This is a genomic window from Bradyrhizobium sp. UFLA05-153, assembly GCF_054185185.1.
This window is the reverse complement of record NZ_JBBIAM010000048.1, coordinates 29117-54654: the sequence shown is the minus strand read 5'-3', so window position 1 is coordinate 54654 and position 25538 is coordinate 29117. Positions and strand designations below refer to the sequence as shown.

Genomic DNA, 25538 nt, shown 5'->3' with positions numbered 1-25538 from the left:
GCGCGGCAAAGCGGCTGGCGGATGGCGTCTTTCATGCGATAAGATATAGCATATAGTAGATTGATAAATATATAAGATATGCATTATGGAAATCTCACAAAGTAATAAGTTATGCCTTATACTATCTGGTTCGCATAATAAGGGATATATTATTGAAATAGCGCGGCCTTGCCCTTCAATCGATCAGCCGGCACCTTCGCTCTATCACAACCCATTGCAGATGTTCTTGGAACGTTCTAGAAGGCTATCCCGCACGGACACATCATGAAGGTCACCTCGAAGAGGAAAGCCCCTGTTCAGCTCACTGCCGGAACCGGCTTCCGCAATGAGAACTGCATCGCTGCGCGCTTTCTTCTCGATCTTTTGGCGAGGACCAACACGCTCGGCGCTGAGTTCGGCAAGATTGATCGCTTGCAATGGCAGGGACGAGACCTGGGCTGGCTTGCAGACGATCTCATCGTGGAATGCACAGCTCCTACAGGCAAGCGCTCCGCCGGAATTTCGATCAAAAGCGACCGGCAAGTCACGAGCTCGGGCTTCCCTCCTGATTTCGTTGGGATCGCATGGGCGCAATGGTTCGGCGTCAAGACCGAGCGTGTCATTCGCGCCAGCAACGACGCTGTTGTCCTGATGGTTGGCAGTCTCGCGCATGATGTCGAAGACGCCTGGTCGAATCTGCTCAGCGACGCCTTGCGCACAACGCCCGACCGCATGCTCGCCCGGCTTGCCGAGCCCGTAGCCGCCGATGGTTCGCAATCCTCTGCGCTCCAGCGGGCACTCTTCGCGAGCCTGCGTTGTCCGGAAGAGCTTCGCAACGAAGGTGACGCCAGTGACAGCGCCGCGATGCAGCTTCTTTGCCGCATACGCTTAATGCGCTTCGACTTCGAGGCCACGCCATCGCGTGATCATGATCTCGCGATGCGCGACTGCCAGACCATTCTGCGGTCCGGCGATGCTGACGAGGCAAGGAGTCTGTGGTCTCGCCTTGTTGCCCTAGCGGACGCCAATCGGACGGGCGGGTCGATCGATCTGGCAAGCTTGCTTGTCGAGCTGCGTGATGAATTCGATCTGCATGACCATCCCGACTATCGGCATGATTGGGGAGTCTTGGATCGCTCAAGCCGTGAGCTTATGGCCGATGTTCGCAGCCAGATTTCTGGCTTGCCGCCGCTGCCTCGCGATGAAGCCCGCGCCAAGGTGCTCGATTGCCTCAACCGGGACCGCGCGTGCTTTCTCATCGGAGAGTCCGGAAGCGGCAAGTCCGCCTTCGCGAAGCAAATCGGCGAGACGGATTACGGCCGGTGCATATGGTTTGCCGAGACCACGATCGACTGCGACACGGAAGCTGCGTTCGAGCGCGATATCGGTATCGCCCATCCGCTTTGCGAGATTCTGTCCGTCGCACCAGAGCCGTGCTTGATCGTCTTCGACAGCTTCGAAGGCTATTCGCCGCGTGCGCAACGCCTCGCACGCCGCTGGATGGAGGCGCTGCTTGCCGAAAATGGTCCGAAGCACATCCATGTTCTGATCACGAGCCAGATCGAGCCAGCGCCCAAACTCATCCGGAGCTTTATCAAGGCCGGCCTGCCGCCGGCCCTGCACCGCGCGACGGAACTCGACCTGCCATCGGCGGACGACGTCCAAAGCCTTCTCGCGCCGATTTCTGAGTTGCAATGGGCATCATTGCGGCCCGAGCTTCGACCCTTGTTGACGAACCTGAAGATCCTGGACTGGCTGGTCGCGGCCGCGCGTAGCGGGAAGACGATCAATCCGGCGTCGATCATCGGCGTCAGCTATCTGGTTGACGCGCTCTGGGAGCGCTGGGTCGAAGGCGGTGCTGATCAGCTTGGCCGCTCACATCTGCTCATGCGGCTAGGCACGCTCGAAGGCGACACGCTTCTCGCCAGCGTGCCGCGCATGCAATTGGAACAAAGCGAGCAGGCCGCGCTGGGGAGCCTGACTGCTTCGGACCTCGTGCGCATCCGCGACCAGCGGGTGCGATTCACGCACGACATGCTTGGCGACTGGGCCCGCCTCAACGTGCTGATTGGGGAGCCGGGCCTTTCCGCTCCATCTGTTCGCGCCCGCGCGAAGCTGCCGCGCTGGCATCGCGCCATGCGCCTCTTTGGACAGCGGCTTCTCGAACAGGCTGACGACGGCCCCGAGCGCTGGCGACAAGCGGTCGAGGGTTTGGAAGATGGCACCGAGGAAGGCGCGATTATCCGCGATCAACTCGTTGAGTCGCTGTTCCTTGCCACGAATGCGGTCGCGCTGCTCCAGCGCAGTTGGGAGGCTTTGACGGCAAATCGCGGTCGCCTTCTCGCGCTGATGCTTGAGCGTTTCATGTTTGCTGCGACGCTGCCCGATCCGAGGATTGGCACGCTGTTGTCCGCGACAGAGGACACGGGCGAGTGGGATCATCTGTTCCGTCTGCCGTATTGGCCTTATTGGGGGCCGATGCTGACCGTGCTCAACGCGCATCGCGACGAGGTTGCGCGGCTTGTCCCGCATGCAGCCGCCAAGCTTTGTGCGCTGTGGCTTAAGTCGGTGCCGGTCGAACTGAGCGAGGGGCAGCCGATGCCCTGGCGGAAAGAGGCCGCTGAACTCGCCTTGGCCATCGGCCGCGAGGTCCAGGCGCTCAATGCCGAGGGCAACTATTATTCCGACGGCCGCGACAAGGTTGTCTACGAAGCGGTACTGTTCGCCGCGCCAGAGTTGCCGGATGAAGTCGCGCAGCTCTGTCTTGAACTTGCGGAGCGACGCGATCTCGACCCGGAAATCAGCGCTCGCGTCGAGCGGGCGCATGAGCGGCGTCGTGAAGAACGACGACAATATCTTGCGGCGAATCCGGAACGACGAGAAAGGCGCGAACGGCTCCCTCCAGCTTGGCCCCGCGGTGAGCGACGTGACCCTTGGCCTGATGGCCCGCGCGATGGCGTGCAGAACGCTTTTCAAGACGCGTGCCTTGACACCGGAGCCTTTCCGGCGCTCGTGCGCGCTAGACCGGACGCCGCGCTTGAGGTCTTGTTGGCGGTCTGCATCGAATCCCCGCAAGAAGAGGATTTCGGTCGCAGCTCAATGCGTGAAACTGGCCTCGACTACCGCAATGATCACGACCCGCCCTTGTACTGTCGGGGGCCTTTCCTTCAGTTTCTCCAACTGGCTCCGGATCAGGGGCTGTCCTTTGCGCTGCGGCTCATCAATTTTGCGACCCGGCGATTTTGCGAAGGCCACGGCCTCACGGTTCGCATCGGAAGCGAAGCCCGCCTCTGGTGCGGCGATCCGAACGTCTTCCGGTGGCATCATGATTGGCCGGTCCCGTCTGGTTCGGCGATTCATAGCGTACTCATGGCGCTGGAACATTGGCTCCACAAGAAGATCGACCGCGGCGAATCTGTTGACGTGTGGATCAACCGCATCTTGAGCGAGAGTGAGTCGCTCGCGTTCGCGGGCCTCCTCTTCGATGTCGGCAAATACTGTCCAGCGCTATTTGCTGGTGTCCTGAGGCCGCTTCTCCAAAACTGGCTGTTTCTCGATTGGGACCGCCAAATAGCCACGCTGCGGAGATCGGGCGGTTCCGATCCCATGGGCCTCTGGACGTACCAGCCCCGTGCCATGATCGAGCTCGGCCGGGCGTGGTATCGAATGCCGCATCGGCAAGACATGTTGCTTTATATTGGCGGCGGCATCGTTGAAACGCTGGTCACCAATGAAGCCGAGCGGCCCTTCCTCACACAGTTGCGATCGGGGTGGGTTTCCGACCTCAACGGCGAGGAACCGCCGGAAGCCCTTCGGCTGCTGAGCGAACGTCTCAACCCCGACAATTACGCCTTCGAGACGCGTGACGGAAAGCGCGTCGCTGTCAACTTCGACTGGTCGGAAGAGGTTAGGCAGAAGAATCACGAGGATCTTCAGCGCATCGCCACGGACCAGACGATCACCAATCTTCCTTCCCAGATGCGGCAACTGCTCGATTCAAACGAGCGTTTCTCGCAGGCCCAGCTCCCGCAGTTCTGGGAGTTTGTCCAGGGCCTTGAAGACCTTTCGCCGCGGCTTGCCAATGACGGCGATCCGCTGCATCAGATCGAGGACTTGCTCTGCGGCGCCATCGCCGCGCTGATCGTTAAGCATCTCGACTGGCTCGCAGCCGATCCGGAACGCATGGCTTGGTGCCGCAGCAAACTGGAAGCCGTGATCGGTCAACCGCCTGCACCGCTCCGGTTCAACTCTGCTGAAGCCGACGGTGATCGGAAATGGGATTCCTTCGCAGGCGAGGCTGGCGTCACTCTTCTTGCGCAGGATCGCAACGACCTCTTGGCCCGCCGCCTTGTGGCAGCCAGCGTTCTCTCTTTCCATTACAGCACGACAAGCCGGACACTGATCCGCGCTTCTCAACGCCGGGAACAACTCGGCGAAGACTTCGATCGCATGCTTTGCTTGGCGGTACAATGGGCCGGGGAGCGACCTGCTCACAGCATGGCGCAGAGGCTCAGGACCGATACCGACGCCGAGGATGATCACACCGGCAAAGAACCGCTGATCGGGGAATTTGTCGAAGCGCGGTTACCGACGGAGCTGCCCGATATCCTCGAATTGAGCGCGCAGGCCGAGCGGGAGATCGAAGGTATTCGTTCGCGCCAATTCCCTGAAATGGCGCGCCTGCGTCGCCGTGAGACCAGCACGCACCGCCCAGGCAGTGAAGTCGAAACCCTTCATCGCGGACGGCTCAGCGTCGATACTCGCGTTATTTCAGCGGCATTCGCCTGGCTGGACCTCGCGTCGGCGCGGCCCGATGAGAGGACCAAGTGGCTCGGTTTCGTTCGCATGTTTCTCGACATTGCGCTGGGGCTGATTCCCAAGATCGACGATCCACGTCGGCAGCGGACCGAGGATCATCCGGACGAGTTTGATGCCTGGGTCTATGGCGTTGTGGCACGAACGATCCCCAGCCTGACCGCTGTGGAGGATCACCGCACGCTATGGCAACCAATCCTCGATCGCGGCCCGTCAGCCCATCAATGGATCGAACGCTTTTTCTGGGAGTGGTTCACGGTTGGTGTGCGAGCTGCGCAAGCGCCCGAGCGCTTCGCGGCAATCTGGAGCGCGATGATGGAGCACGCGTTGCAAAGCCCTGCATGGGATCCTGCGTCAGGTCGATCCTATGACCTCGATGACGCCGTTTTCTGGCTCCTCGGCCTCGGCACGAAAATCAACAAGATCGGCGAAAGGCCGGAGTTTGCCGCCGCGCTTTCCGGCATGGAAGGTCTTTTCGCGACGGCTGTCGCGCGGTGGTTCAAGGGGGCGAAACTGGTTTCCGGACTCCTCTACTGGGTCATGCAGCCCGCGGCGGTGGGTCTGCTTGTTCCAGCAATCAGGTGGCTGGCCCCGGTTATCCCGACTCTCGATTCCTATGACTGGCGGGATGGCCTTGAAGGAAATCTGATCGCGTTCCTGCGGGCCTGTTGGGAACGCAAAGGAGAACAGATATCGGCTAATCCTGATCTGGAGCGAGATTTTCGCGCCCTGCTGACGACTGCTGTCTCCCGAGGAAGCCATGCTGCTATCGCCCTGCGGGATCATGTCGTCAATTCGGCGACTGCTTGAAGATCGCTATGCAGCCCTCTGACCCTGGACAAAAAGCGCGCCTGGATATCCTCCGCAGGGACGCTGAACAGAAAATTTTCGAGAAACTTCGAATCCATCACTGGACTCCGAAGGTCGAACGCGAGTTCGCGGATGGGCTCATCATTTCCGCGGAGCGAGGTGGCCATCGCCACAGCATTGCGCTGATTTACAGCTCTGATACCGCCAATAGCCTATACAAATCGCTTGCTGACGAGGTTGAGCACATCTTCTTCAACGGTCAACCTTATCACGTCGATCAATTCACCCGGGGAGTCACGAAGCCCGTCAGCTCAGTCGATGATTTCCACGAGTTGATGTTGGAGTGGAACAAAACGAGCGCTGAAGGAAAATTTGCACTGGATGGCGAAGAAGAGAAACCTCCCGCTACCGAACCAACGATCCTTCGACCGAAATTGTTGCTGGCGGATGAGCCGATCGAGGCAATTTGGCTGCGGCTTCGCCAGCTCCAGAGCGTTACCCTCGCGAGGAAGATGATCGAAGCCCGCGCGCTCGCCGAGCATGTTGAGCTGGATGCCGATATTCTCCACTCGAAAGCTCAAGGCGTCGCCTACGCGTTGCGCAACGCATCCGACTACTTTCAAGCGAAGGACGGACAAACCTTCAGCCAGCGCGTGCTCAACCTATACTACGGCAGCATGTCTTTTGCATTTGCAGAGATGCTGGCTGCGCCGCGCGGAGCAAAAGCGCTTTCCGAGATCGAAGGCAGCACGAAGGCCGGCCACGGGCTCTATACGGTCGACGGAATGTCAGACGGGCTGGAACAAATCGTTGTCGGTGCTCTGCCATCCGGGTTTTTTCCTGCCTGGGCGAAATCGATCGGGACGCCGATCACGCAGTTTCCCGAACGCAAACCGCGCCGTTTTGATGAACTTGCATCGGCGCCCGCGGATAGCTGGCTCACCGTCGAGGCGCTGTTCGCGTCGATCCCTGAACTCTCTGATCTGTTCTCAAATATCTTTGGAGCGAAACCGCGGTGGACAATGCCGGTGAACGACCAGATGGCGAATCATCGCCCGTCCTTCCTAGCCAAGCCGAAGCCCGCGACCCGAAGCTACGTCCTGCTGGTCGATGACTCCAGTCGCCTCACGAAAGAAGACATTGCGCTATTCCCTGGCCCTATTAGCGAAATCGGAGAGGTTTCTTCTGAGGAGGGCGGCCGTCATTTTCGAGTTGCAGTGGATCATCCCTCAGGAAAGTTCTGGTGGGATAGCCTTCCTGTCCACCATAGTCCCTTTCAGCAGAACGCCCTTATTCTTCCCATCTTCGGCGTGATGGGCGAATACCGGGCAATTTCTGTCGTCCTTCTTTACGCGCTATCTATCATCGTGCGCTATCGCCCGAGTGTCTGGCGACGAGTGCAAGAGGGCGACCTTGACCATATGCGCGTGATCATCGAAGCCTTCTTGGCTGTCGTCGAACGCATTTTGCCCGAACAGTTCTTGGCAAAAGTCACAGGCCAGCGGATCGTGGCGAAACACTCCGGTTCGTTCTTTTGAGCTAGCCGCGCCGGAGCGGCCGGCTGTCCTTCAGATCGGGGATATATTCTCAGCATGGCTATATTCACTCGCCGTCGCATTCAGGCCATGTTGAACGATCTGCGGCCCCTACTCGACGGCAACAAGCGAGCCGATCTGGTCGCGCGATTAAATAATAAGCGCGTCGAGCAGGCCTTGCCGGCGGAGATGGAATTGGCGCTGGTTTGGGCGATGAAAGATTTCGACTGCCTGGTGGTCGAACCGGACTGGTGGGTGAATGGAAAAAAGCCGGACGCCTATGTCGAGGGCCTGCTGCCGGATAGGCCCGCGGTTGTTGAGATAGCTTCCACCAACGACAACTCGATCTCTGGCGAACAACTCATGGATCGATGTTCGCAGACTATCGTTGCTCACGCTAATACGATGAAAAAGGGTTTCGGTGATCATCTGTAGTTCCGATTTGCTGAGACGACCGCGATTGAACGCGGCATCAGAATACGCGAGATCGCCGCACCGAAGAATTACGCGCTATCTGATGCAGCGAAGGTACTCATCAAAGAATGGGTGCTGTCGAATACTGAGCCGCTTCCACATCTGAGGATTGAGGAGCATGGCTTATGTGTCGAGGTCGAGCGGAAAGACTACAAGCAGATTCGGTATCACAACGTCTGGACCTCTCGGCCACCCCGCGTCTATTCGGAGACGGACAATCCGATCTACAATGTCCTTAGCCAGAAGTTGTCACAAATCGAAGAGGCGCCCGAAGGGACGCATCGGATCATCTTTCTTTCAGAGATCGGATCAAGGACCCTTGATGAATTGGGAGCGCCATTTCCGAACGTGATCGAAAGAAATGCAACAGCAGAAAAAATTGTCCGTCGATTTCTCTTCGACAAGAAAGGACGAGTCGATGCCGTCGTGGTCTTCGTGCCTAAAAAGGACTATCGATCCTTCGCTCAAGAGCCAAAACGAAGCTGGAAAACTACCGTCTTTTCACACCAAGAAGACCCGGGTCTATTGGAGGGCCTCCGCAAGATCGAGGCTGCGTTGCCTCTGCCTCGGTTCACTGGTTCTCAGGCGCGGTCCTTGTTTCGGCAGGGCGCATTCGCGCCGGAAGCATCGGGCTGGTATGGAGCTACAACGATGACATCGAGCACAAAAGATGAGATCACGAACCGTATGTCCAGCCGGGCTTTTCAGGATTTCTTGGCGGATCGCATTACGGAAAAGCAGTTCCGCCACCGCCTGGGTGATGGGGACGGTGACTCGACCGTTGGCCGGTTCTTGGATCAGGGCTTCATGATAAGGGAGATCTCATTCGAAAAGGGAGGACTGGACGAGGACGACGACACGTTGATCCTCCGCTTCTCAAAGGATCCGGCCGCACATTCCTTCGAATGATGCTTTAGCGAAAGATCGGCGTCAGTGATCCGGCGCTGGTCTGTGGATCGAAATTCAGAACCACGGCTTTGACCGGCTGCGGTTCGCTTTCGACCGAGGACCAATTGAGGTGGATCGGCTTTCCGTAGCTAAGCGTAATCGTTCCTGGTCCGTCCGGATCAAATATGACGTTAGACCATTCTACGCTGATTGCACCAACCGGGGTGGGCGGCAGATGGTCTTCCAGATGGTCCGACATCAGGTCTATTTGCAGGCATATAGAACCAGCGCTGAAAATGAAAATGATATGCGGAACCAAGTCATTGGGATGCGTTCGGCGAAGCAATGCCCCCACCGCAATGGGCGGCGCATTCCCGACGGGCGCGAATGACATGCCTACGCTAAGATTGGGAAACTCGACCGTGTCGTCTGTGTCGAGCAGCCAGGCGCGAAGCTTGGTGTAGTGATCCAGTTCTTCGTCGGGCAGCAGCGCGATGCCCATTTTAACGAGGGCCTTGTAAGCTCGTCGCGGTTTAAAGTGGACATCCGCGACCGGCATGTTCATGCGGAATAGACCTTGCCCGGTTACAGAAACGTGCTGGGTGGGGTCCGCATTGGTTGCGAACATGTTTATCCCTCTCCGTCCAGTCCGATACGGCGCGATATCACGGCATCGCCTTCCGAGCGTCCCGTTTGCCGGATCTTGTTGGACTTTCCCTTCACGCCACCCAAGGTCAGGAACGGACTGACAGCTCTCGCAATAGCGTCGTCATATATCGAGAATGTCTGGTTGCAGCCATCGCACTCATCGCGCGAAATAACCCACTTGTTGCCGAGAGCCTCGGGAAAGGTATGGGCCACCATTCGGAAACGGGCGGGATTTGTTTCCCTGCAATAGCGGCATCGCCCTGCTGTTCCGAGGAACACCTTGCCGCCGCCGATCGATCCTTTCACCTGCGCCAATAACGAATAGCGCCCGCCCAGAACAGGGTCGCCTATCCTCGGTCCTTTATCCATGCTGTCCTGCAAATCGAAATGATTCGTTTGAGTCCCGCCAAGCCGACCTGTTGCATGATCGCCGGGGTGGTCCGTGACAATCTGAGTCGCGGGAGGAGCCTATCACCGTGCTTGTTGAACTGTATCGCCGATATCGCGAAGCGCTGGACACCATCGTCCACGGAGCCCAGCCGGTCGGCTATAACTGGGGCAAATTGCCAGATCCCCTCAACGGCGCATGGCTTCCTTACAGCGAGATGTTCAATGAATTCTCGCGAGAAATCGCCAACAGCCTCAATGAATTGAATGATTACAGTCTTCGTCTGAAAGCTTGGAATACCGTGATCGCTCCTATGAATGACCAGGAGAAGGTCGATGCCGTCCATGAGTTCATAGACCCAATTGCGACAATCGGATTGAACTTGCCCTATGTGATCCGATCGCGGCTCATATTTGCGGCTGCTCATTTGTCTCATCAAGCGAACCGATCGCGTGAGGGGGCGTCATGGCGGGACAATTTTCCGCTGGATAACGAGGTTTACTTTGCGGCGGCGGATAAATTCGTTGCCCCCTGGCAAAGCTACGCTCCGTTCAAACGATGTGTCGAAAAATTCGGCAGCAAACAATATCAGACCGCGACGCGGGATTTTCGAAACGCCTACAATCACCGGTTCTCGCCGCGGTTTGTCATCGGGATCACGCAAATCGTTACACGCAAAACGGACGACGAAGCGAAGTCCGTTACCTACTCATTTGGCGGCATGCCGGCCCTTAGCCTCGATTTCGTTGCCGGCCTCTTGGATGAACAATATCGGCGCGGCAGCGAGGCCTTTTTCGCCTTCCAGGCGTTGGTGCGAGAACACGAAGCGAGCATTTCCAAGGACAACATCGTCTAACGGCACGCGACCTAGGCAGTGAGCTTGATTGCCGCTTTCAGAAGCTCATCCCTCAAAATCCCCAAGGGGCCCACCGATCGGAAAGGGTGGAAGATGATCTGGCCTTACCGCGGCTACCTGCAAGAACTCGTCGCTCAGCGAGGTTCTCGTTAAAGTGCGCATTGCGGCCAGGCGGGGATCGTAAAAGGTCCATCCGACCTGCCCGCTGTCTATATCCCAGCAACTTGTCGGATAATGGGATGGCGCAGTGCCGTGATAACTTTTCACCTCATGTTTTGCTAACGGCATCCGTAGCGCCTCCAATTTTTGGAACACTGACGCCAGTGGTGAGAATTTCGGCGTCCGCGATGCGCGGACCGTGCGAAGGACTTCGTAGAGGCCAAACACCCATAAGACGGAATGGGCTGAACATTCTGATAGGAGAAAATCGCGAGCCTTCTTGCTGGCGTGGTCTTTCGCGAGCACAGCAAGCCTCCCCTCCATGTCCAGGATTAGGCGCTCCGCATAACCAAGCGTCTGGAGACTTAGACTTGCGTAGGGGGCCTCTGTGTCGTTGAGCCAGAGGGATGCATAAATCCAAAGCTTCCGTCTCTGGTCAAAGTCGGCCGGTATCGGATTTGCAATTTCGTCGCCCATTGATTTCCCCAAATTCCAAACGCTACGAGACTTGGGAATTTGACAAGCTCGCGCGGATTCGACGAGAATGCTCGCTCTAATTGCGCAATTTTATAGTTCGCTTTTTGTGGCTTCCAAATGGATCTTCAGCTACCGCCTGGGCTTAAGCGCATTATTCGTGATCGATATTTGGCCGGAATTGCTGATGCCGAAGCAAAATACCGCTTCAGCTCGGCCGACGAAGACTCGCTGACTGGTGCTCTCGGCAACAATCTCTCAATGGCGCATCCCCTAACGTTCAGCGACGGAACGCGCCAATACGAGTTTCAGATTTCATATCAAAAAATTAGAGGCCGCGGAGGCGGAGCTCCCGAAAATATCTGGGCGCGGACGGTATCTTTCAGATCGAAGTGCGGGATGAGGATGGGGTCTGGCGAAAGGGCCTTCCCTTTCAATCCAAAAAGCAATGGCGTTCAACAGATGGCAAGCTGCTACAACAGACGAAAGACATGATCCAGTCTGCTGGCGACGGAATCGTGGTCGATTACCATCCCAACAATTATAGCACGTGCCTTGCGCTGGACGTGATCCATAGCCGCCGAGCATAGTTGTAGGCGTTGATGAAGTCGGCGAGGTGGGCTTCGAGCTGATCGTGTCGATCGTAGTGATAGCGTTGGACGGTCGCTTCCTTGATCGTGCGGTTCATGCGTTCGACCTGGCCATTGGTCCAGGGATGCTTGATCTTGGTCAGCCGATGTTCGATTCCGTTCTCTTGGCAACGCATGTCGAACATGTGCGTCGCGTATCTTGCCGTCGGGCCGTCCGCATAGCGCGGTGGGAAGGTGAACTGGATCCCATTATCGGTGAGAACCGTGTGGATCTTGTAGGGGACAGCAGCAATCAGAGCTTCGAGGAAGGCCGCGGCCGAGGTCCTCCCCGTCTTCCTCGCCAGTTGCACGAACGCGAACTTGCTGGTGCGATCGATCGCGACATAGAGGTAGAGCTTGCCTTCGGCGGTCTGGAGCTCGGCGATGTCGATGTGGAAATAGCCGATCGGATAAGCCTTGAACTTCTTCTTCGCGGGCCTGCTGCCTTCGACCTCCGGCAATCGGCTGATGCCGTGGCGCTGGAGGCGGCGATGCAGGGAAGACCGCGTCAGATGGGAGATGGTGGGCTGCAGAGCATAGAGGCAATCGTCGAGTAGCAGCAGCGTATGCTGCCTGCCGGAAAGCGACGATGATCGCCTCCTCCTCGATGGAGAGCACGGTGGACTTAGCATTCTTGGGGCCAGTCGGGAGATCGGCGACGGACTCACGCTGTTTCCACTTTGCGACAGTCTTCTGGTTGATCCCATAGCGCCTGGCTAGGCCTCTCAGGCTCTCTTGACTATTTTGTATTGCTCGACGGACTGCCTCCGTCGTGGTGGCGCAGCCGTGTAAAATTTGTCCCATAGCGCTTCCTTCGAATCGTGCGACAAGGATGCACCATCAAAGTCCGGGACAAAACAAGTCCGGATCATCTGCGAGCGTTTCGAACATACGCAGCCAGACCCCCTTGGCGCTCCACCGGCTGAAGCGTCGGAATACGCTGTTCCATTCGCCGAACGCTTCGGGCAGATCACGCCACGGCGAGCCGGTTCGCACGATCCATAACACGCCCTCGACAAACATCCGGTTGTCGCGGCCAGTCGAACCACGCTGGTCCGGCCGACCGATGATCAAGCCGGAGATTCGGTCCCATTGCGGTGTCGCTCAGGGCGAGACGATCCATGACACCCAAGGCTGCCTCCTAAAAGAAAGCCTTGAATCACGTTCCGTCTGATAGAATCCCAAGAGTCCACACAGCCTAGCCTTGATGGAGGAGGCTGAATTGCCAGTGCAAGGAGTTAGCCTTCTCTTTCCGTGGTAATAAATGTCTTGATCTCTTCCGTCAGCCGAAACCACTCACGATTGTAGCGGGCCGCTTCGAAGCGCCTGTGCAACTCGCGCTCAAGCGAAACCGTCCCCGGAATTGTCAGATGAACTGTGGGCTCGACATGCGAAGCGGTCCGTAGCGATCTCAAACGTCCCTCGAGGCTCTTTGTAAATCCAATTTTCACGAACTCCGGATTGTCGGTGCTGATCAGGTAGACCAACGGTCCGGAGGACCTCACCTGAGGGCGGTAGATCTCATTGATGATACGACGGCATTGGCGGGCCACATCCTCATCGAAACAGTCCGTTTGAGATGGCGGGTCCTTCGGGTAGCCAAACTCCAAGCGCGCCGCCACCGTCGCCTCATGAGCCGACTTCTGACTTGGATCAATCGTACGATTTGTGTACAGCTCTCGCAGTGATTTGACCGTCGATACGACATCATCGATTGAGTTGATGGCCCGCTGCTTTAAGAGCCTGTCGTCAAATATCTCGGTGCCGTCACCGTCCTCGGATTCTTCCGAAAGCTCAAGATCCATTTCGCTTGGATCAAAGCGACCCAATAGCCATCGGCGCGCTGTTTCCTTCTTTGCTTTCGCGAGCAGTTTCTTTGCGGCCGTCCGTGGCATATAGCGCAGATCTTCGTTGTCGCAGAGGATGATCCAGTCTTCCGGTAAACCCCAAGGGGCGCCGAGGTGCTCCAAGACGCCAGCCAATGCGTAAACGGCCTCTGCACTTTCGGCCATAACCCACTCCGTCCCTTGAGGGCGAAATCGTTTCGAGTATCAGTGAATCACTTCAGGATACGCCAATTCGGTCCATCCGACGACCAGCTCCGTCCTGTTTGCTGGGGACAATTGGACCGCAGCGTCAAGCATTTAGAAATGCAATCGGCGGCTGACCATGGCACGGCGGATGTTGTCGAGGCTGGTCAGGGCGTTCAATCGCCTCACCGTGCCCGGTTCGAAGCCGGGGAGGGCTCCTTCGATCCTGCTAGCGAGATCGCAAAGTTCGTCTCGCGTCAGGTGCGTCAGTTCGTTGATCGTCCAAAGCTGCATCGTATCCTCCATCGCTTTCGCCGCGCCGATCGCGGCGTTCGAGGGAGCCGTTTGCTTATTCATTGGCCGAAACTGACCATCGCTCGCAATCAGAAGCAGCGTAGGCGACCGTAAAGTTTGGCAAGCTTCTGCATTCCCAGAGTTTCCTGCGGCGATTGCGAAGTATGTCCTGCTTAATGATGTCCAGAGAGGACATCATGCCACTGGACGACAAGCATAACGGTTCTGCTGATCAGGCCTTCGATGGTGAAGAAGGCAACTTCCTGGACCAGACCATGCGCGTCTGGCAGCCATATGCAGATCGAAAGCTAACGCGCGAAGATGCGCGGGAGATAGACAATCAGGAGGGTCGAAGCGATACCCAACAGCGCTCTCTGCGACAAGCGTCCGTCCGAATCATGAAATCGCGAATTGCGGGGTATCTTCCGGCCAGCTGACTCGGCGTCGGTAAGTGTTGAAGCCTCCAGAGACTGAGGCCAACACCTTCCTCGACCTCCCCGAGGACGTCTCTGACTTCGAAGTCCGCGTACTGGGTATCGGTGCCCGTATCTTCCGTCTTCGAAGTAATCGCAAGATCGCTCACGTGCGTGCACCCTCCAAACCTCAAAGAGGTGCCTACGATCCGATCTCCACCTCGACGAAATTATCTTCCGAGAGAAGGGCCTCGAAATCCGTGCGAAGCGGTTGCTTGCTCCCAAGCCAACGCTTCTCACGTTGCGTGAAGAATGGGAGATCCTTGAGTTTGATGCCGTCCGCGGTAAGGGCCTTCTCATATACCTTCGAGTTCTGCACTCGATTTCCAATTTCGACCAGGAGAGCCGAACTCGGAATGGACTTGTAGTTCTTACGCAATGTCGACGCGACCGCCTTCGCTTTGCTGGCGCGCTTCACAGGAAGGATAGCGTCCAGGATCGTAGAAGCCTCGGTCTGTTCGCCGTCCTCGGCGTCGTTCCAAGGGGTGGCATTGACGCTGCCGTGATGCCCGATCTTGAGAAAGTCGATAGGCTTTCCAAGCCTATTTTTGTGTAGATGCCACATCACGTTCCACGATGCGTTTTGTTTCTTCGGTCTGTATCGAGTGTCCCACTCAGCGTCGCCCACGAAGAGCAGCCGCTTGCCGTTCCACTCAACCAGGAGAACTACGCTCGTGTTGTTGATCACGCTGCCAGCCTCATCGGCGAATGCGAGCGCATTGGACATCATTCTGGATTGAAGTCGCCGGAAATCGGCCAGGCTGATGTTCTTGGGGATTGAATTCGCACCTTTTGCAATGTGAGCCTTGAACGGCTTTGTCCCTTCTTGGAAGCCCCGCAGGGAAACATCCGGGTCCTCGCCCAGATAGTATCCATCGATGTCTTGCTCGGGCCCGAGCACCTCGATCGTCGTGTTTGTGAGCTTGATTCCCAGGCTGGCGGCTGTGTCGCCGGCGTGAACGTACTTCGGCTTGATCTTGTTCGCCTGTGGAAGCGTCTTCTGCAATGTCTCGATTGCATCGTCGTTGGAGACGCCATACAGCTCCACAAGCTCCCGAAGCTCCGGATCCAGTTCCAGGTTTTGCGCGGCCAATTCGCGCATGGCGCTCTTGGCAAAGTCCTGGAGAGCGAAAGCTCTTTGGGATTGCGGATGTTCCCGGTTCATCGCCGTGCTCATCCAGATGTTTCCGATCGCCAGATCCTCGAAGAGGTCGGCGTCGAAGCCGGCAATATGATCCTTGTGCTCGTGGGTCACGACGAGCAGGTCGAGCCGCTTCTTTCCGTGGCCTCCATCGGGCAGCTCGGATTTCAGGTGCTCGACGGCCGATTTCAATGATGCGAAAGATCCCCACGAGCCGCAATCGATCAACATGTGGAAGTCGTCGGCACCTCCTTGCGTTGGCTTCGCCTTTGGGATGCGACAATAGATGCAGTCGCCAAGTTCGACGTTGTAGGCGCGGATCAGGAGCTTATTTGCCATCGGCGTTCACCCAAATCGTCTTTGGAATCGTCGTGAATGGTGAAATGAGGCGAGAGTTCGAACCGAAGCGAGCCGTCGACTTCGCGCGAAACGAAAGGCGGGATTTTCGTACCGAGTATTCCTTTTGCGCCCCCGATGGCATTACCGATCCGACCGGCCTTTACTCTGGCTGCAATCGAATTGAGGAAAGCGGCTTTACGCTTCGCGCCTTCGCCGCGCTCGCGCTGATCGTCGTCCTTCTTTTGGCCACGTCCGTAGAATTCGGTCCCCGATTTCCGCGACCATGCCAGGACGTTGCCTTCGTGATCGAGGGCCAGCGTGGCACCGCAAAGCATGCTGGCCGATTGTCCTTCGAACCGGCCGAACCGGGACCCCTCAAGCACGACGTCCTCGCGCCAGATGTATTGCAAGATTATCTGTTTCGGCAGGCGACGGGACTGACGTGTCAGCTTTTGTGCGACGTGAAGATCTGATACGACAACGTCAGCATTCGCGGGGATGTAGAGGCGGTCTCGATTATCGTCGAGGAATCTATATGTCTCGGCCCGTGAGCCGGACAGTTCTTCCACCTCGTGGAATACGTCAAGAGCTAGTCTCTCGAAGACTTGACGAGGCTGCTTCAGATCCTTGACTTCGGCGTCCGTCAGGATCTCGCGATCGAGAAACACATCCATCATCATGCCGCGATAGTTGTCAGGATCCGATGGATTGGCGATCTGCTCCATGCGCAATACGGCCAGGGCATAGTCTTTGAATGAGGCGTCCACAGGTGGCAGCAAATCGAGTGGCTGTACGGCCATTTGCTGCATGCGCTGAATGGTATCCCAAAACGCTTGAGATTTTGTACGTTTACGTTTGTCGATATAGTAGCGCGAGAGCTTTATGATGATATCGAACATCGCGCCGGTCAGGACCTGCGACAGTAGATGCGGTCTCTGTTCGTCCTTCAGCGCGGAAAGCTTCTCTTTGTTGCGAGCCGTTCGTAGATAGGGCTTGTCGCTCACCGCTTTACCGAACTCCTCGGCAAGTCGGTTTAGCTTCGTATCCTTGCCGAGGTCTCCGCCGGATGCCTCCACCAAGTAGTTGCGGAAATCGTTGTTGCGGAATGCGATAAGTATCGCCGTCAGGTCGCCAATGAATTCATGGAAAGCGGCCGTCTGCGGACTGATCGCCTCGATGTAATAAGGACGGATCCCATCGAGCACTGCATGGCCGAATTCGTGATTGATGATGTCGGTGGAGAGGCAGGTATAAACCGTTCCTCCGTCTCCATCGAAATAATAGAATTGCAGGGATTTGCTCTGACGATCGTAAAATGCGTTCTGACCGTACCCGGCGTGAGGTACGACGATCAGTCTGTTTCCCTCAAACCCCCAAGATATCCGGCGACCAAGACCTGGCCCGCCTTCGAAGAACTCCAGGGCTCGTTGAAGAACCGCCCATACGTGCAGTTGATGGGCTTGCAGGGAGCTGTACAAGAGCTCCCTGTCTATGGCAGTCCCACTGGAGTCGATGAATTGCCTGGTCGCGAAATCCCACCGAACGGGCGGTACCAATGCTCCCGTGTCGCCGTTGTAATCAACTACCGCGAACCGCGCGCTGGTCGGCCCAGGGGACAATCCGGGCTCCCAGGCGACGAACGATCGGTCGAATGCTAGTTTGGGATTGTTCTTTGCGAACAGGGGGTCCTGAAAGTAAACGTCGAAGGGGATCTTCAGGCCCAAACCCTTCTGGACGTCACCGTCGATATAGCTCCGTGCTGCGTATAAATTTAGCAGCGTTGCCTTTGTCGGCTTATTCGCCATAGCCGGTGGCTTGGCTTTGGCCGCCGTCCCAGCCTTCTTCTTGGCTGGCTTCCTAGGTGTCATCTCAGCCCTCCAACGAGAATATCGCGATCCTACGAAATGGCGGTTCCTTTGAAGGCCTCAGGCTTGATTCAGATTTTGATAGCAAGCGTGCCGTCCGCACGGTGCGGTGGGAGCGGGCGTGCCCGCCCAATCCAGATGAACGTGGCCGGTAGAGGCGGGGGCAGTGCGCAATGGGGTATCGAGACGATTGAACCCGGCCATTGCGTGGTCGCCTGTTGAACGAGCGGTAGGGTGCCCATAGGTGTTCGGTAGCCCCGAGGGAAATATACCGTAACTGAACACGACTCGGTCCCGCCCCCGGCCCGTGGCCGTTGGCGGAGCCGACGCGCTTTTCCAACTGCCGCCATGATGGGTCGCCGTCAGTCCCGCGCTCATGGAGGGCTTGCCCGCCACATAGGTATAGTCAGCGTCGCCCGGAAAGAAGAATCGACTGCCTGTGGTAGGCGGGTCGACGTTTAAAGTGAATCCGCTGTCGTTCCGGCTAGTCCCGCTTGCTCGATAGAGATGTAGCTGGCCGGCAGAAAAGCTCGTACCGGCCGCTGCTTTCGATACCAAGAGCGTACCACCAGCCGTAATGATCGATCCAGCAAAGGTGAGATGAGGAGAGGTGACCGATTGGAAAGGGGCTATCCAATCGAGAGTAAGCGACGTCGCGACAAGAGGACCTGACGACCAGTGATCTGAATCCCAGTGCGACAGTACGATCAGAGGATCAGCGCACAAGCATAGATCAGGTGTCGAATGAGGCCTCGTGCTGGTGTGGGATCGAACTCCACCTCCGAAATCGAAATAGAAGGCAGGCTTGTGTGACGATGGACTGCCGCTGTTGGCGGCGCCTTGACCGACGTCATAAACGGCAAGCGACTCGATAGTCGAGCCCGTCAACCTAGACAGTTTCGACTGGATGGTTTCGTCGGTGGCCTCCCAATCCGAGAGGTCGTGAACCTCGTCGAGGTCGTCAGCGGTCTCCGCGGAGACTGCCCTGACGTCCACGATGTTGACGGGCTCCGCCTCCGCGTAGAGGTTGCGATAGAGACGAGCGCCGAGCCCTTCTTGTAGCCTGATTTCGACCCAATCATTCCAGGCAGACTGGAAAAGCCCGGTCCGGGCAAACAAGTTTAGCGGATCGCCAAGTTGGGCATCGAATTCCAAATAAAATACGGGCATGACTTCGATCATGCCGATCCGTTGGTTTCCACGCAGTTTGGCGATGCCGGGACTCTGGTCGAACCAGTCAGCATCAAGGCCGCCAAGTAAGAATTCCCAGCTGCCTCCACCGGCAAGCTCAGCAATATCGTCGAGCCTCGCGTAGATGCGGGAGGGCCGCACAGGAAGCGCCGGCGGCCGCGGGAAGATCAAGAACGGATTCATCGGTCTTCCAAACTGATGCCCGGCCTTCGGGCTTGCGCTCGCCGAACGAGCGAGAGTATGAATTTGATCTCTATCTGAGGTAGATTAATCCATTGCAGCTTTTTGATCCACTGGAATCTATCGCTATTGAGCTTTCGGGGCGCGTGCCACCTGCCCTGTATATAATTGCAGCCGGTGACCTACGGGCATTCGCAGTCCGGGATGCGATATTGACCTAGGCACCGGACAAAGCAGTCTTTGCGATCCCCCTGATGCTTGCCGAATCCTAGGGAAATCCCTAGGTCGGCGAGGGGCATCCATGCAACCGAGCCCAAGCTCCGCGGTCGAATAGTCGGTAAACCCTCTTGCTTTCGAGCGCGTTTCCTTACTTGTGACTATAGCCACACCGTTGCCGCCGATTATGCGTCGTGCAAGAGTCACCAACGGAAGGCTGTAAGCGAGGGGCAGAGACTACTATTCCATGGGGCGACGACGGAGCAAATCATCTAACGCCGGAACGGTCCTTCTGATCCTGATTGGCGGACTGATAGCGGCTGTTACTGCAGTCTATCGGTTCGTGGTCGAACATGCGCCCGCTATTGGGGCGTTCGTTCTGGGGGCCGGGGTCGTTTGGCTACTCTATCTCGCACTCCGAGGCAGATCGCAAAGCGTTCCGGCTCCAGACAGGCATTCCGAATTTCCACAGAGTTCCGTTCAAAGCCCGCCACCCGCGAGAAGCACGCTTCGTACAAGCGAGCCGCCGGCAGTGTGGTTGGCGGCGGGTGAGCGGGCGATCTTCGGCAAGGCAGAACTGCCCGGTAGCATGTTCTACTACGGAGCATGGGTAGCCGGGCAGGACGGTGAAACGAGGCAGTATGCGATCAATCCCGCACTGCCCGCATATGCGCGGCAGGCCGAGATCGATGGACAGTCGGTGCCTTATTGGCCGTCGTACGAGCATATTTCACCGGCGGCGCGGTGCGCCTTTCTGGACTGGATGCGCACTGGACGACGCAATCCGAACTACGGCATTGGATATGTGTTTCTTTTCTTTTATGGCCTCGAACACCGAGTCTTCGTGGACAAGGGGGCAGATGCCCCCGCGCTTATTCAGGAGGTCGAACGACTGCTTTCGATCTATGGCTCCAACAATTCTTTCCAGAACTACGCCACCAAGTTCCTGAACGTTGCGCGGGTATCGCAGGGCCAGCGCCTGACGCTGCAGCCTCTATCTCCCGAACGAAGCGCGGGCTCGGAGATGGATCTTGCCACGCGTCTGTATCTGGGCGAGCGGCTCTCATCGGCTCCGGGCCTGTCCGCCGAAGATGCGCTCCGTTGGGTTTTGGCGATGCCCGATACCTATTTGAAAACGCCGGCCGTGCGATGCTTCGAAGAATTCGTCACTTTGTGGAAGTTGCGATTCGGTAAACGATTCCCCAATGGGCTGGTGGTGAACTCCAAGGGGAATATTTCGCTACGGTATCGTGCGGCGAGTGGCGGCTTCGATGTCGAGATCCGGGGAGAACATCAACGACGAACCGACCCGAGCCTACTCGTCCGAGAACTCGAAGTGTTGAGGGCTTTGGTCGACGATTGCACCGCCGAGCTCGATGGGTTCAGTCGACTGGTTGGTCGAAAGCCGGAAGCGAGACATTCGATGGCGGCTGCCGCGCTTCTTCCGGCCGACCTTCTGCGAGAGCCCGAGATAAGCGTCGTCGAGGACTTTGGGCGTCAGGTCGACACCCTTGTAGGAAGTCAAGGCAGAGGAAGTACTACCACACAGGTACTCCTGAATATGGTCGGGATCGAAATACCAGAGGGAGGAAAAATTCCGGGTCCCGCTCTGGATACGCTGAGCACCGCCTTGGATGTCGTGGGAATTGCGATCGAACCCGATCGCAGATATGGAAGCGGCGCTCCTCGGGCAGACGACCAAGTGTTCGTGTTCAGGGCGGTGGATGGTGGCCCGGTAGATCCAGGCAGAGCACAATTTCGCGCGATGCGAGCTCAGATCGAAGTCGCCGTGCTGGCCGCTGCGGCTGACGGGGATGCATCGTATGAGGAACTACAGCGCACCATTGCCAGGATCAGGGCAGAAAGCGACCTATCGGGGGTCGAACAGGCTCGACTGATCGCATTCGCCGTCATCACATTCAACAATCCGCCGAAGCGCGACAGAGTCATGCGCAAACTCGCGGAAGCTAGCGAAAGCGAGCGGGAAGCGATCGCCGAGGCTGCGGTCGCAGTGATCGGCGGAAATCAGAATATCGATGCTGGAGAGGTCAAGTTCCTCGAGCGACTGCACAAGACGCTGGGTCTCCCGGCGGAACGAATATATGCGGGTCTGCACCGAGCCGCCGCCGAGGCGGACGAGCCAGTGGCATTGACCGAGGAAGCTCGCGCGGCAGGCATTCCCATTCCCAAGGGGGCGCCTCCCGCTGCACCCCCGACCGCCGGCATTAGGTTTGATGCAGTCCGCCTGCAGAAGACGCGAAAGGAAACGGAGGCGGTGTCTGCTTTGCTAACTGACATTTTCACCGAAGACGCTCTTCCGGCCGGCCCGGCCTCTCCAGCTCCGACCGAGATGTCGCTCGAAGGGTTGGATGGACCTCATGGCGAGCTGGTCGAATTGCTTGAGCTTCGTGGATCAATGTCACGTGCGGACTTCGAGCTGCATGCGAAGGACGTTCGCCTGTTGCCGGACGGCGCGATCGAGCGCATCAATGACTGGTCCTTTGACCGCTTCGACGAGCCGCTGATCGAAGAGGGAGACGAAATCGTGATAGCGGCGCACCTGAGAGAACGCATCGCCGAAATGAAGGCCAGGGCCGCATGAGCAAGCAACCCAAGACGATCCGTCCGCGCGAACGCGATACCATCATTCAGGCCCTTTCCGCTGGCGTCGTTCCAAGGATCGGGCTCCCGCACATCCAGGTCGGGCGGGCCAAGGAGATCACCGCCATGCTGCGCGACATCGACCGCATCGCCGATGCCGGCGCAACGATCAAGTTCGTCATCGGCGAATATGGCGCAGGCAAGACCTTCTTCGCCAGCGTGATCAGGCTGATAGCCTTGGAACGACGATGCGTGACGGTGCACGCCGACCTCTCGCCCAATCGGCGCATCCAGGCCAGCGGTGGCCAGGCCCGAGCGCTCTATTCCGAGGCCGTCAACAATATGGCGACGCGCAACAGGCCAGAGGGTGGGGCTCTCCAGAGCGTCGTCGAGCGGTTGGTGACGGATGTGGCCAAGGAGGCCGGGGAGAAGGATGTTGCGATCGAGAAAGTAATCGATGAGAAGCTCGGCGCAATCGCCCAGTTCGCGGGTGGGTACGATTTCGCGACCGTACTGAAGGCGTTCTGGCGCGGCAGCGAAGAGTCGAACGAGCAGCTAAAGCAGAACGCCATTCGCTGGCTCCGCGGAGAGTATTCCACCCGAACCGACGCAAAGCGGGATCTTGGTGTACGAACCATCATCGACGATGAGAACCTCTACGATAGCCTCAAATCCCTCGCATGCCTGGTGAGAATCGCCGGCTATGCCGGCTTGCTCGTCATGATCGATGAAATGGCGAACATCTACAAGCTTCAGAGCGCTCAGGCGCGAAAGCAGAACTATGAACAGGTCCTCAACATTGTAAACGATGCACTTCAGGGCACGACTTCAGGCATTGGCTTTGTCATGTGCGGCACGCCCGAATTCCTCCTGGACACCCGCAGAGGCATGTTCAGCTACGAAGCTCTTCAGTCGAGGCTCGCCGAGAATTCCTTCGCCTCTAGCGGTCTTGTCGACATGTCCGGCCCGGTGATCAGGCTCCAGAGCCTGACACCAGAGGATCTGCTCGTGCTCCTCGGAAACATAAGGATGGTCTTCGCAAGCGGAGATCCGTCGAAGTATCTCGTTCCAGACGAAGCCCTCACAGCTTTCATGGAGCACTGCGACCGCAAGATTGGAGCTGCATACTTCCGCACGCCGCGTTCGACCGTCAGGGCGTTCGTTCAAATGCTATCAGTACTCGAGCAGAATCCCGGCAGCCGATGGCAGGACCTTCTCGTTCAGGTGCCCATTGCTCCGGACGCTCCCGACGACGGAGCGATAGCGGCACCTGAAAACGGGGATGAAGATGAGCTCACCAGCCTCCGCCTCAAGTCTTGAGGGTGCATACGACAGGCTGCATCCAACGATCCGCCGGTGGATCCGGGATCAAGGATGGGACGAACTTAGGGAGATCCAGGCGCGCACCGTCATCTCAGTCCTGGATGGCCACCGCGACATACTGATTGCTGCCTCCACCGCGGCGGGCAAGACCGAGGCAGCGTTTCTGCCGGTTCTCACGAGCGTCGCCGATCGCAGCGCCGGCGGATTCTCGGTGCTCTACATCAGTCCGCTGAAAGCGCTGATCAACGATCAGTTCAAGCGGCTGGAGGAACTCTGCGAGAATATGAACATCTCGGTCGTGAAATGGCACGGAGATGCTCCGCAGACCGCAAAGAAGCGGGCAATGGCGGACCCGCGAGGGATCTCGCTGATCACTCCGGAATCAATCGAAGCAATGTTCGTTCGCCGCCCTGGTGACGCGAGGCGGCTGCTGTGCTCGGCGGACTTCATCGTCATAGATGAACTCCATTCATTTCTGCAGGGGCCGCGGGGCCTCCATGTTGCTAGCCTTCTGCGACGCATCGATGCTATTTCACAGCGGTCGGCGCGCCGCATAGGGCTTTCCGCAACGATCGGTGATCTGGCGCAAGCCGCGGCTTGGCTTAGACCTGCGACACCTCAGCTCGTCGAAATTATCGAAGCAAAATCCGATGCCCCAGAACTCAGACTTCAAATCCGAGGCTTCGTCGAACCCCCGCAATTGGATGACCCGGACCACGCCGAGGGCGCGACCGGCGCCACAGAGGCGGAGGCCATTCGGCGCATCGCTTTGGATGATATTGCGGACCATCTTTTCGCTACGTTGAGAGGGACAAACAATCTCGTCTTCGGTGGCTCGCGGCGGACTGTAGAGTCGGCCGCCGACCGACTTAGACGAAGGGCCGAAAAGGCGAAGGTCCCTAACGAATTCTTTCCCCATCATGGTAGCCTCTCCAAGACGCTAAGAGAGGATCTGGAGAACCGCCTCAAGGACGGAAAGCTTCCGACGACAGGTATCTGCACGTCGACGCTCGAACTGGGCATCGACATCGGATCGGTGAAATCGGTCGCTCAGGTGGGCGCTCCAAGATCACTGGCCTCTTTGCGTCAGCGGCTCGGACGAACGGGGCGCAGAAGAGGTATTCCCTCCATCCTTAGGATCTACATCCGCGAGCCGAACATCGATCAGGAGTCGGGCGTCATCGATCGGCTGCGGTCAAACACGATCCGGTCAGTGGCGGTTATAAGGCTCTTGCTTGAGAAGTTCGTGGAACCTGCTGGCCAAGTGCCCGAAGTCGCCTCCACGCTGATCCATCAGATGCTTTCGGTGATATCCGAGCGCGGCGGGATACAGGCTCGTCCCTTGTATGACCTCCTGTGTGGCCCTGGGCCTTTCGCAGCCATATCGGTGTCAGAATTTTCCCTTCTTCTGAAACACCTTGCCTCCGATGAGATCCGTTTTGTCGAGCAGGCCCCGGACCGGACGATCATGTTGGCGGAAAGGGGCGAGGCGATAGTCCAATCGCGAAACTTCTTCGCGGTGTTCGAGTCAGCCGAGGAGTGGCGTCTGACGGTCTCTGGAAAAACCCTCGGAACACTGCCGATATCGTTCCCTGTCCACAAAGACAGTCTGGTCGTCTTCGCCGGGCAGCGGTGGATCGTGCAAGATATGGACGAGAGGACGAACACGCTATTTGTGGCGCCGCACCCGGGGGGCGTCGTGCCAAGGTTCGAACGCGCGGATGGCGAACGATTGCATGACCGTTTGGCGGCCGAGATGAGAAGCGTTTACCTGTCGTCTGACGAACCTTCCTATCTCGATCGGAGAGCGCGGGAGCTGTTAGCAGAAGGTCGGGAAGCCTTTCGAAGCTTTGAGCTCGATACGACGAGCGTGCTTCAGGAGGAGAAGGACGTTCACGTCTTTCTGTGGCGTGGATCGCAGGCAACGGCTGTTTTTGGAGCTGCGGCCGCCATGGTCGGTCTTCCCGGTCATGTGCACGATTTGGGTTTGACACTATCTGAAACGACCGTGGGGATAGCGAGATCCAAGCTCGCGGGCTTGGCGGACGACACTGCTTCGGACCCGGCTCGGGTTTCTGCGGCGGTCCAAAATATCGCGGCGGGGAAGTTCAAAGATCAGGTACCTGTCGAACTGGCAAGAACGCTTTGGGCGCGACAGAACACCGCCGAAATCGGTGCGATATCGAGCATCGCCCGGAGCATCTGATCCGAACGGCGACCCGAATCAGGG

The 25538-nt window shown here is 57.7% G+C and carries 17 protein-coding genes and 2 pseudogenes; 9 read left to right on the top strand and 10 right to left on the bottom strand.

Annotated features, from left to right (window positions below; all coding sequences use genetic code 11):
- The first annotated feature begins 264 nt into the window (after positions 1–264).
- From Q2941_RS26365 to Q2941_RS26350, 4 genes are all read left to right on the top strand, one after another.
- On the top strand, positions 265–5604 hold the full coding sequence (locus Q2941_RS26365) for a P-loop NTPase family protein (protein ID WP_458194174.1): 5340 nt from the start codon (positions 265–267) through the stop codon (positions 5602–5604).
- Between the two features lie 8 nt (positions 5605–5612).
- Positions 5613–7142 carry a YaaC family protein gene (locus tag Q2941_RS26360; protein WP_458194173.1) on the top strand — a complete coding sequence of 510 codons (1530 nt, stop codon included), beginning with the start codon at positions 5613–5615 and terminating at the stop codon, positions 7140–7142.
- Between the two features lie 54 nt (positions 7143–7196).
- Positions 7197–7574 (top strand): hypothetical protein, encoded by a 378-nt coding sequence (locus Q2941_RS26355; RefSeq protein ID WP_458194172.1) that lies wholly within the window; start codon positions 7197–7199, stop codon positions 7572–7574.
- Between the two features lie 111 nt (positions 7575–7685).
- On the top strand, positions 7686–8522 hold the full coding sequence (locus tag Q2941_RS26350; protein WP_458194171.1) for a hypothetical protein: 837 nt from the start codon (positions 7686–7688) through the stop codon (positions 8520–8522).
- A gap of 4 nt (positions 8523–8526) precedes the next feature.
- On the opposite strand, the gene Q2941_RS26345 is transcribed toward Q2941_RS26350, so the two are convergent.
- Positions 8527–9129 (bottom strand): hypothetical protein, encoded by a 603-nt coding sequence (locus Q2941_RS26345; RefSeq protein WP_458194170.1) that lies wholly within the window; start codon positions 9127–9129, stop codon positions 8527–8529.
- A 2-nt stretch (positions 9130–9131) separates the two neighbouring features.
- Positions 9132–9518 carry an HNH endonuclease gene (locus Q2941_RS26340; protein WP_458194169.1) on the bottom strand — a complete coding sequence of 129 codons (387 nt, stop codon included), beginning with the start codon at positions 9516–9518 and terminating at the stop codon, positions 9132–9134.
- A gap of 107 nt (positions 9519–9625) precedes the next feature.
- On the opposite strand from Q2941_RS26340, the gene Q2941_RS26335 reads away from it, so the two are divergent.
- Entirely contained in the window at positions 9626–10393 is a 768-nt protein-coding gene (locus Q2941_RS26335; protein WP_458194168.1) for an integrase, read from the top strand.
- Positions 10394–10438: 45 nt separating this feature from the next.
- Here Q2941_RS26335 and Q2941_RS26330 read toward each other — a convergent pair whose 3' ends face one another.
- From Q2941_RS26330 to Q2941_RS26310, 5 genes and pseudogenes are all read right to left on the bottom strand, one after another.
- Entirely contained in the window at positions 10439–11029 is a 591-nt protein-coding gene (locus Q2941_RS26330; RefSeq protein WP_458194167.1) for a hypothetical protein, read from the bottom strand.
- A 571-nt stretch (positions 11030–11600) separates the two neighbouring features.
- Positions 11601–12459, bottom strand: a pseudogene (locus Q2941_RS26325) (IS481 family transposase); the annotation flags it as partial.
- A 57-nt stretch (positions 12460–12516) separates the two neighbouring features.
- Positions 12517–12787 (bottom strand): annotated as a pseudogene (locus tag Q2941_RS26320) (transposase); the annotation flags it as partial.
- 106 nt (positions 12788–12893) lie between these two features.
- The gene (locus Q2941_RS26315) at positions 12894–13667 is read right to left on the bottom strand and encodes a GIY-YIG nuclease family protein (RefSeq protein ID WP_458194166.1); all 774 of its coding nucleotides are present in this window, start codon (positions 13665–13667) and stop codon (positions 12894–12896) included.
- Positions 13668–13799: 132 nt separating this feature from the next.
- Entirely contained in the window at positions 13800–13991 is a 192-nt protein-coding gene (locus Q2941_RS26310; protein WP_458194165.1) for a hypothetical protein, read from the bottom strand.
- A gap of 185 nt (positions 13992–14176) precedes the next feature.
- On the opposite strand from Q2941_RS26310, the gene Q2941_RS26305 reads away from it, so the two are divergent.
- A complete protein-coding gene (locus tag Q2941_RS26305; RefSeq protein WP_458194164.1) occupies positions 14177–14416 on the top strand; it encodes a hypothetical protein in 240 nt (79 codons plus the stop codon).
- Positions 14417–14594: 178 nt separating this feature from the next.
- On the opposite strand, the gene Q2941_RS26300 is transcribed toward Q2941_RS26305, so the two are convergent.
- From Q2941_RS26300 to Q2941_RS26290, 3 genes are read right to left on the bottom strand one after another with little or no spacing between them, the layout of a single operon-like run.
- Positions 14595–15932 carry an MBL fold metallo-hydrolase gene (locus Q2941_RS26300; protein ID WP_458194163.1) on the bottom strand — a complete coding sequence of 446 codons (1338 nt, stop codon included), beginning with the start codon at positions 15930–15932 and terminating at the stop codon, positions 14595–14597.
- On the bottom strand, positions 15914–17800 hold the full coding sequence (locus tag Q2941_RS26295; protein WP_458194162.1) for a gluzincin family metallopeptidase: 1887 nt from the start codon (positions 17798–17800) through the stop codon (positions 15914–15916). Before Q2941_RS26295 ends, Q2941_RS26300 begins: the two co-directional genes overlap by 19 nt.
- Positions 17801–17857: 57 nt before the next feature.
- The gene (locus Q2941_RS26290) at positions 17858–19171 is read right to left on the bottom strand and encodes a ComEC/Rec2 family competence protein (RefSeq protein ID WP_458194161.1); all 1314 of its coding nucleotides are present in this window, start codon (positions 19169–19171) and stop codon (positions 17858–17860) included.
- Positions 19172–19922: 751 nt separating this feature from the next.
- Here Q2941_RS26290 and Q2941_RS26285 point away from each other — a divergent pair.
- The 3 genes from Q2941_RS26285 to Q2941_RS26275 are packed head-to-tail and all read left to right on the top strand — an operon-like array spanning position 19923 to position 25514.
- Positions 19923–21986, top strand: coding sequence for a tellurite resistance TerB family protein (locus tag Q2941_RS26285; RefSeq protein WP_458194160.1), 2064 nt, complete (start codon positions 19923–19925; stop codon positions 21984–21986).
- Positions 21983–23305: an ATP-binding protein gene (locus Q2941_RS26280; protein ID WP_458194159.1), complete on the top strand. Its 1323-nt coding sequence runs from the start codon at positions 21983–21985 to the stop codon at positions 23303–23305. The genes Q2941_RS26285 and Q2941_RS26280 overlap by 4 nt, the downstream gene beginning before the upstream one ends.
- Positions 23274–25514 (top strand): DEAD/DEAH box helicase, encoded by a 2241-nt coding sequence (locus tag Q2941_RS26275; protein ID WP_458194187.1) that lies wholly within the window; start codon positions 23274–23276, stop codon positions 25512–25514. Before Q2941_RS26280 ends, Q2941_RS26275 begins: the two co-directional genes overlap by 32 nt.
- The last annotated feature ends 24 nt before the right edge of the window (positions 25515–25538 follow it).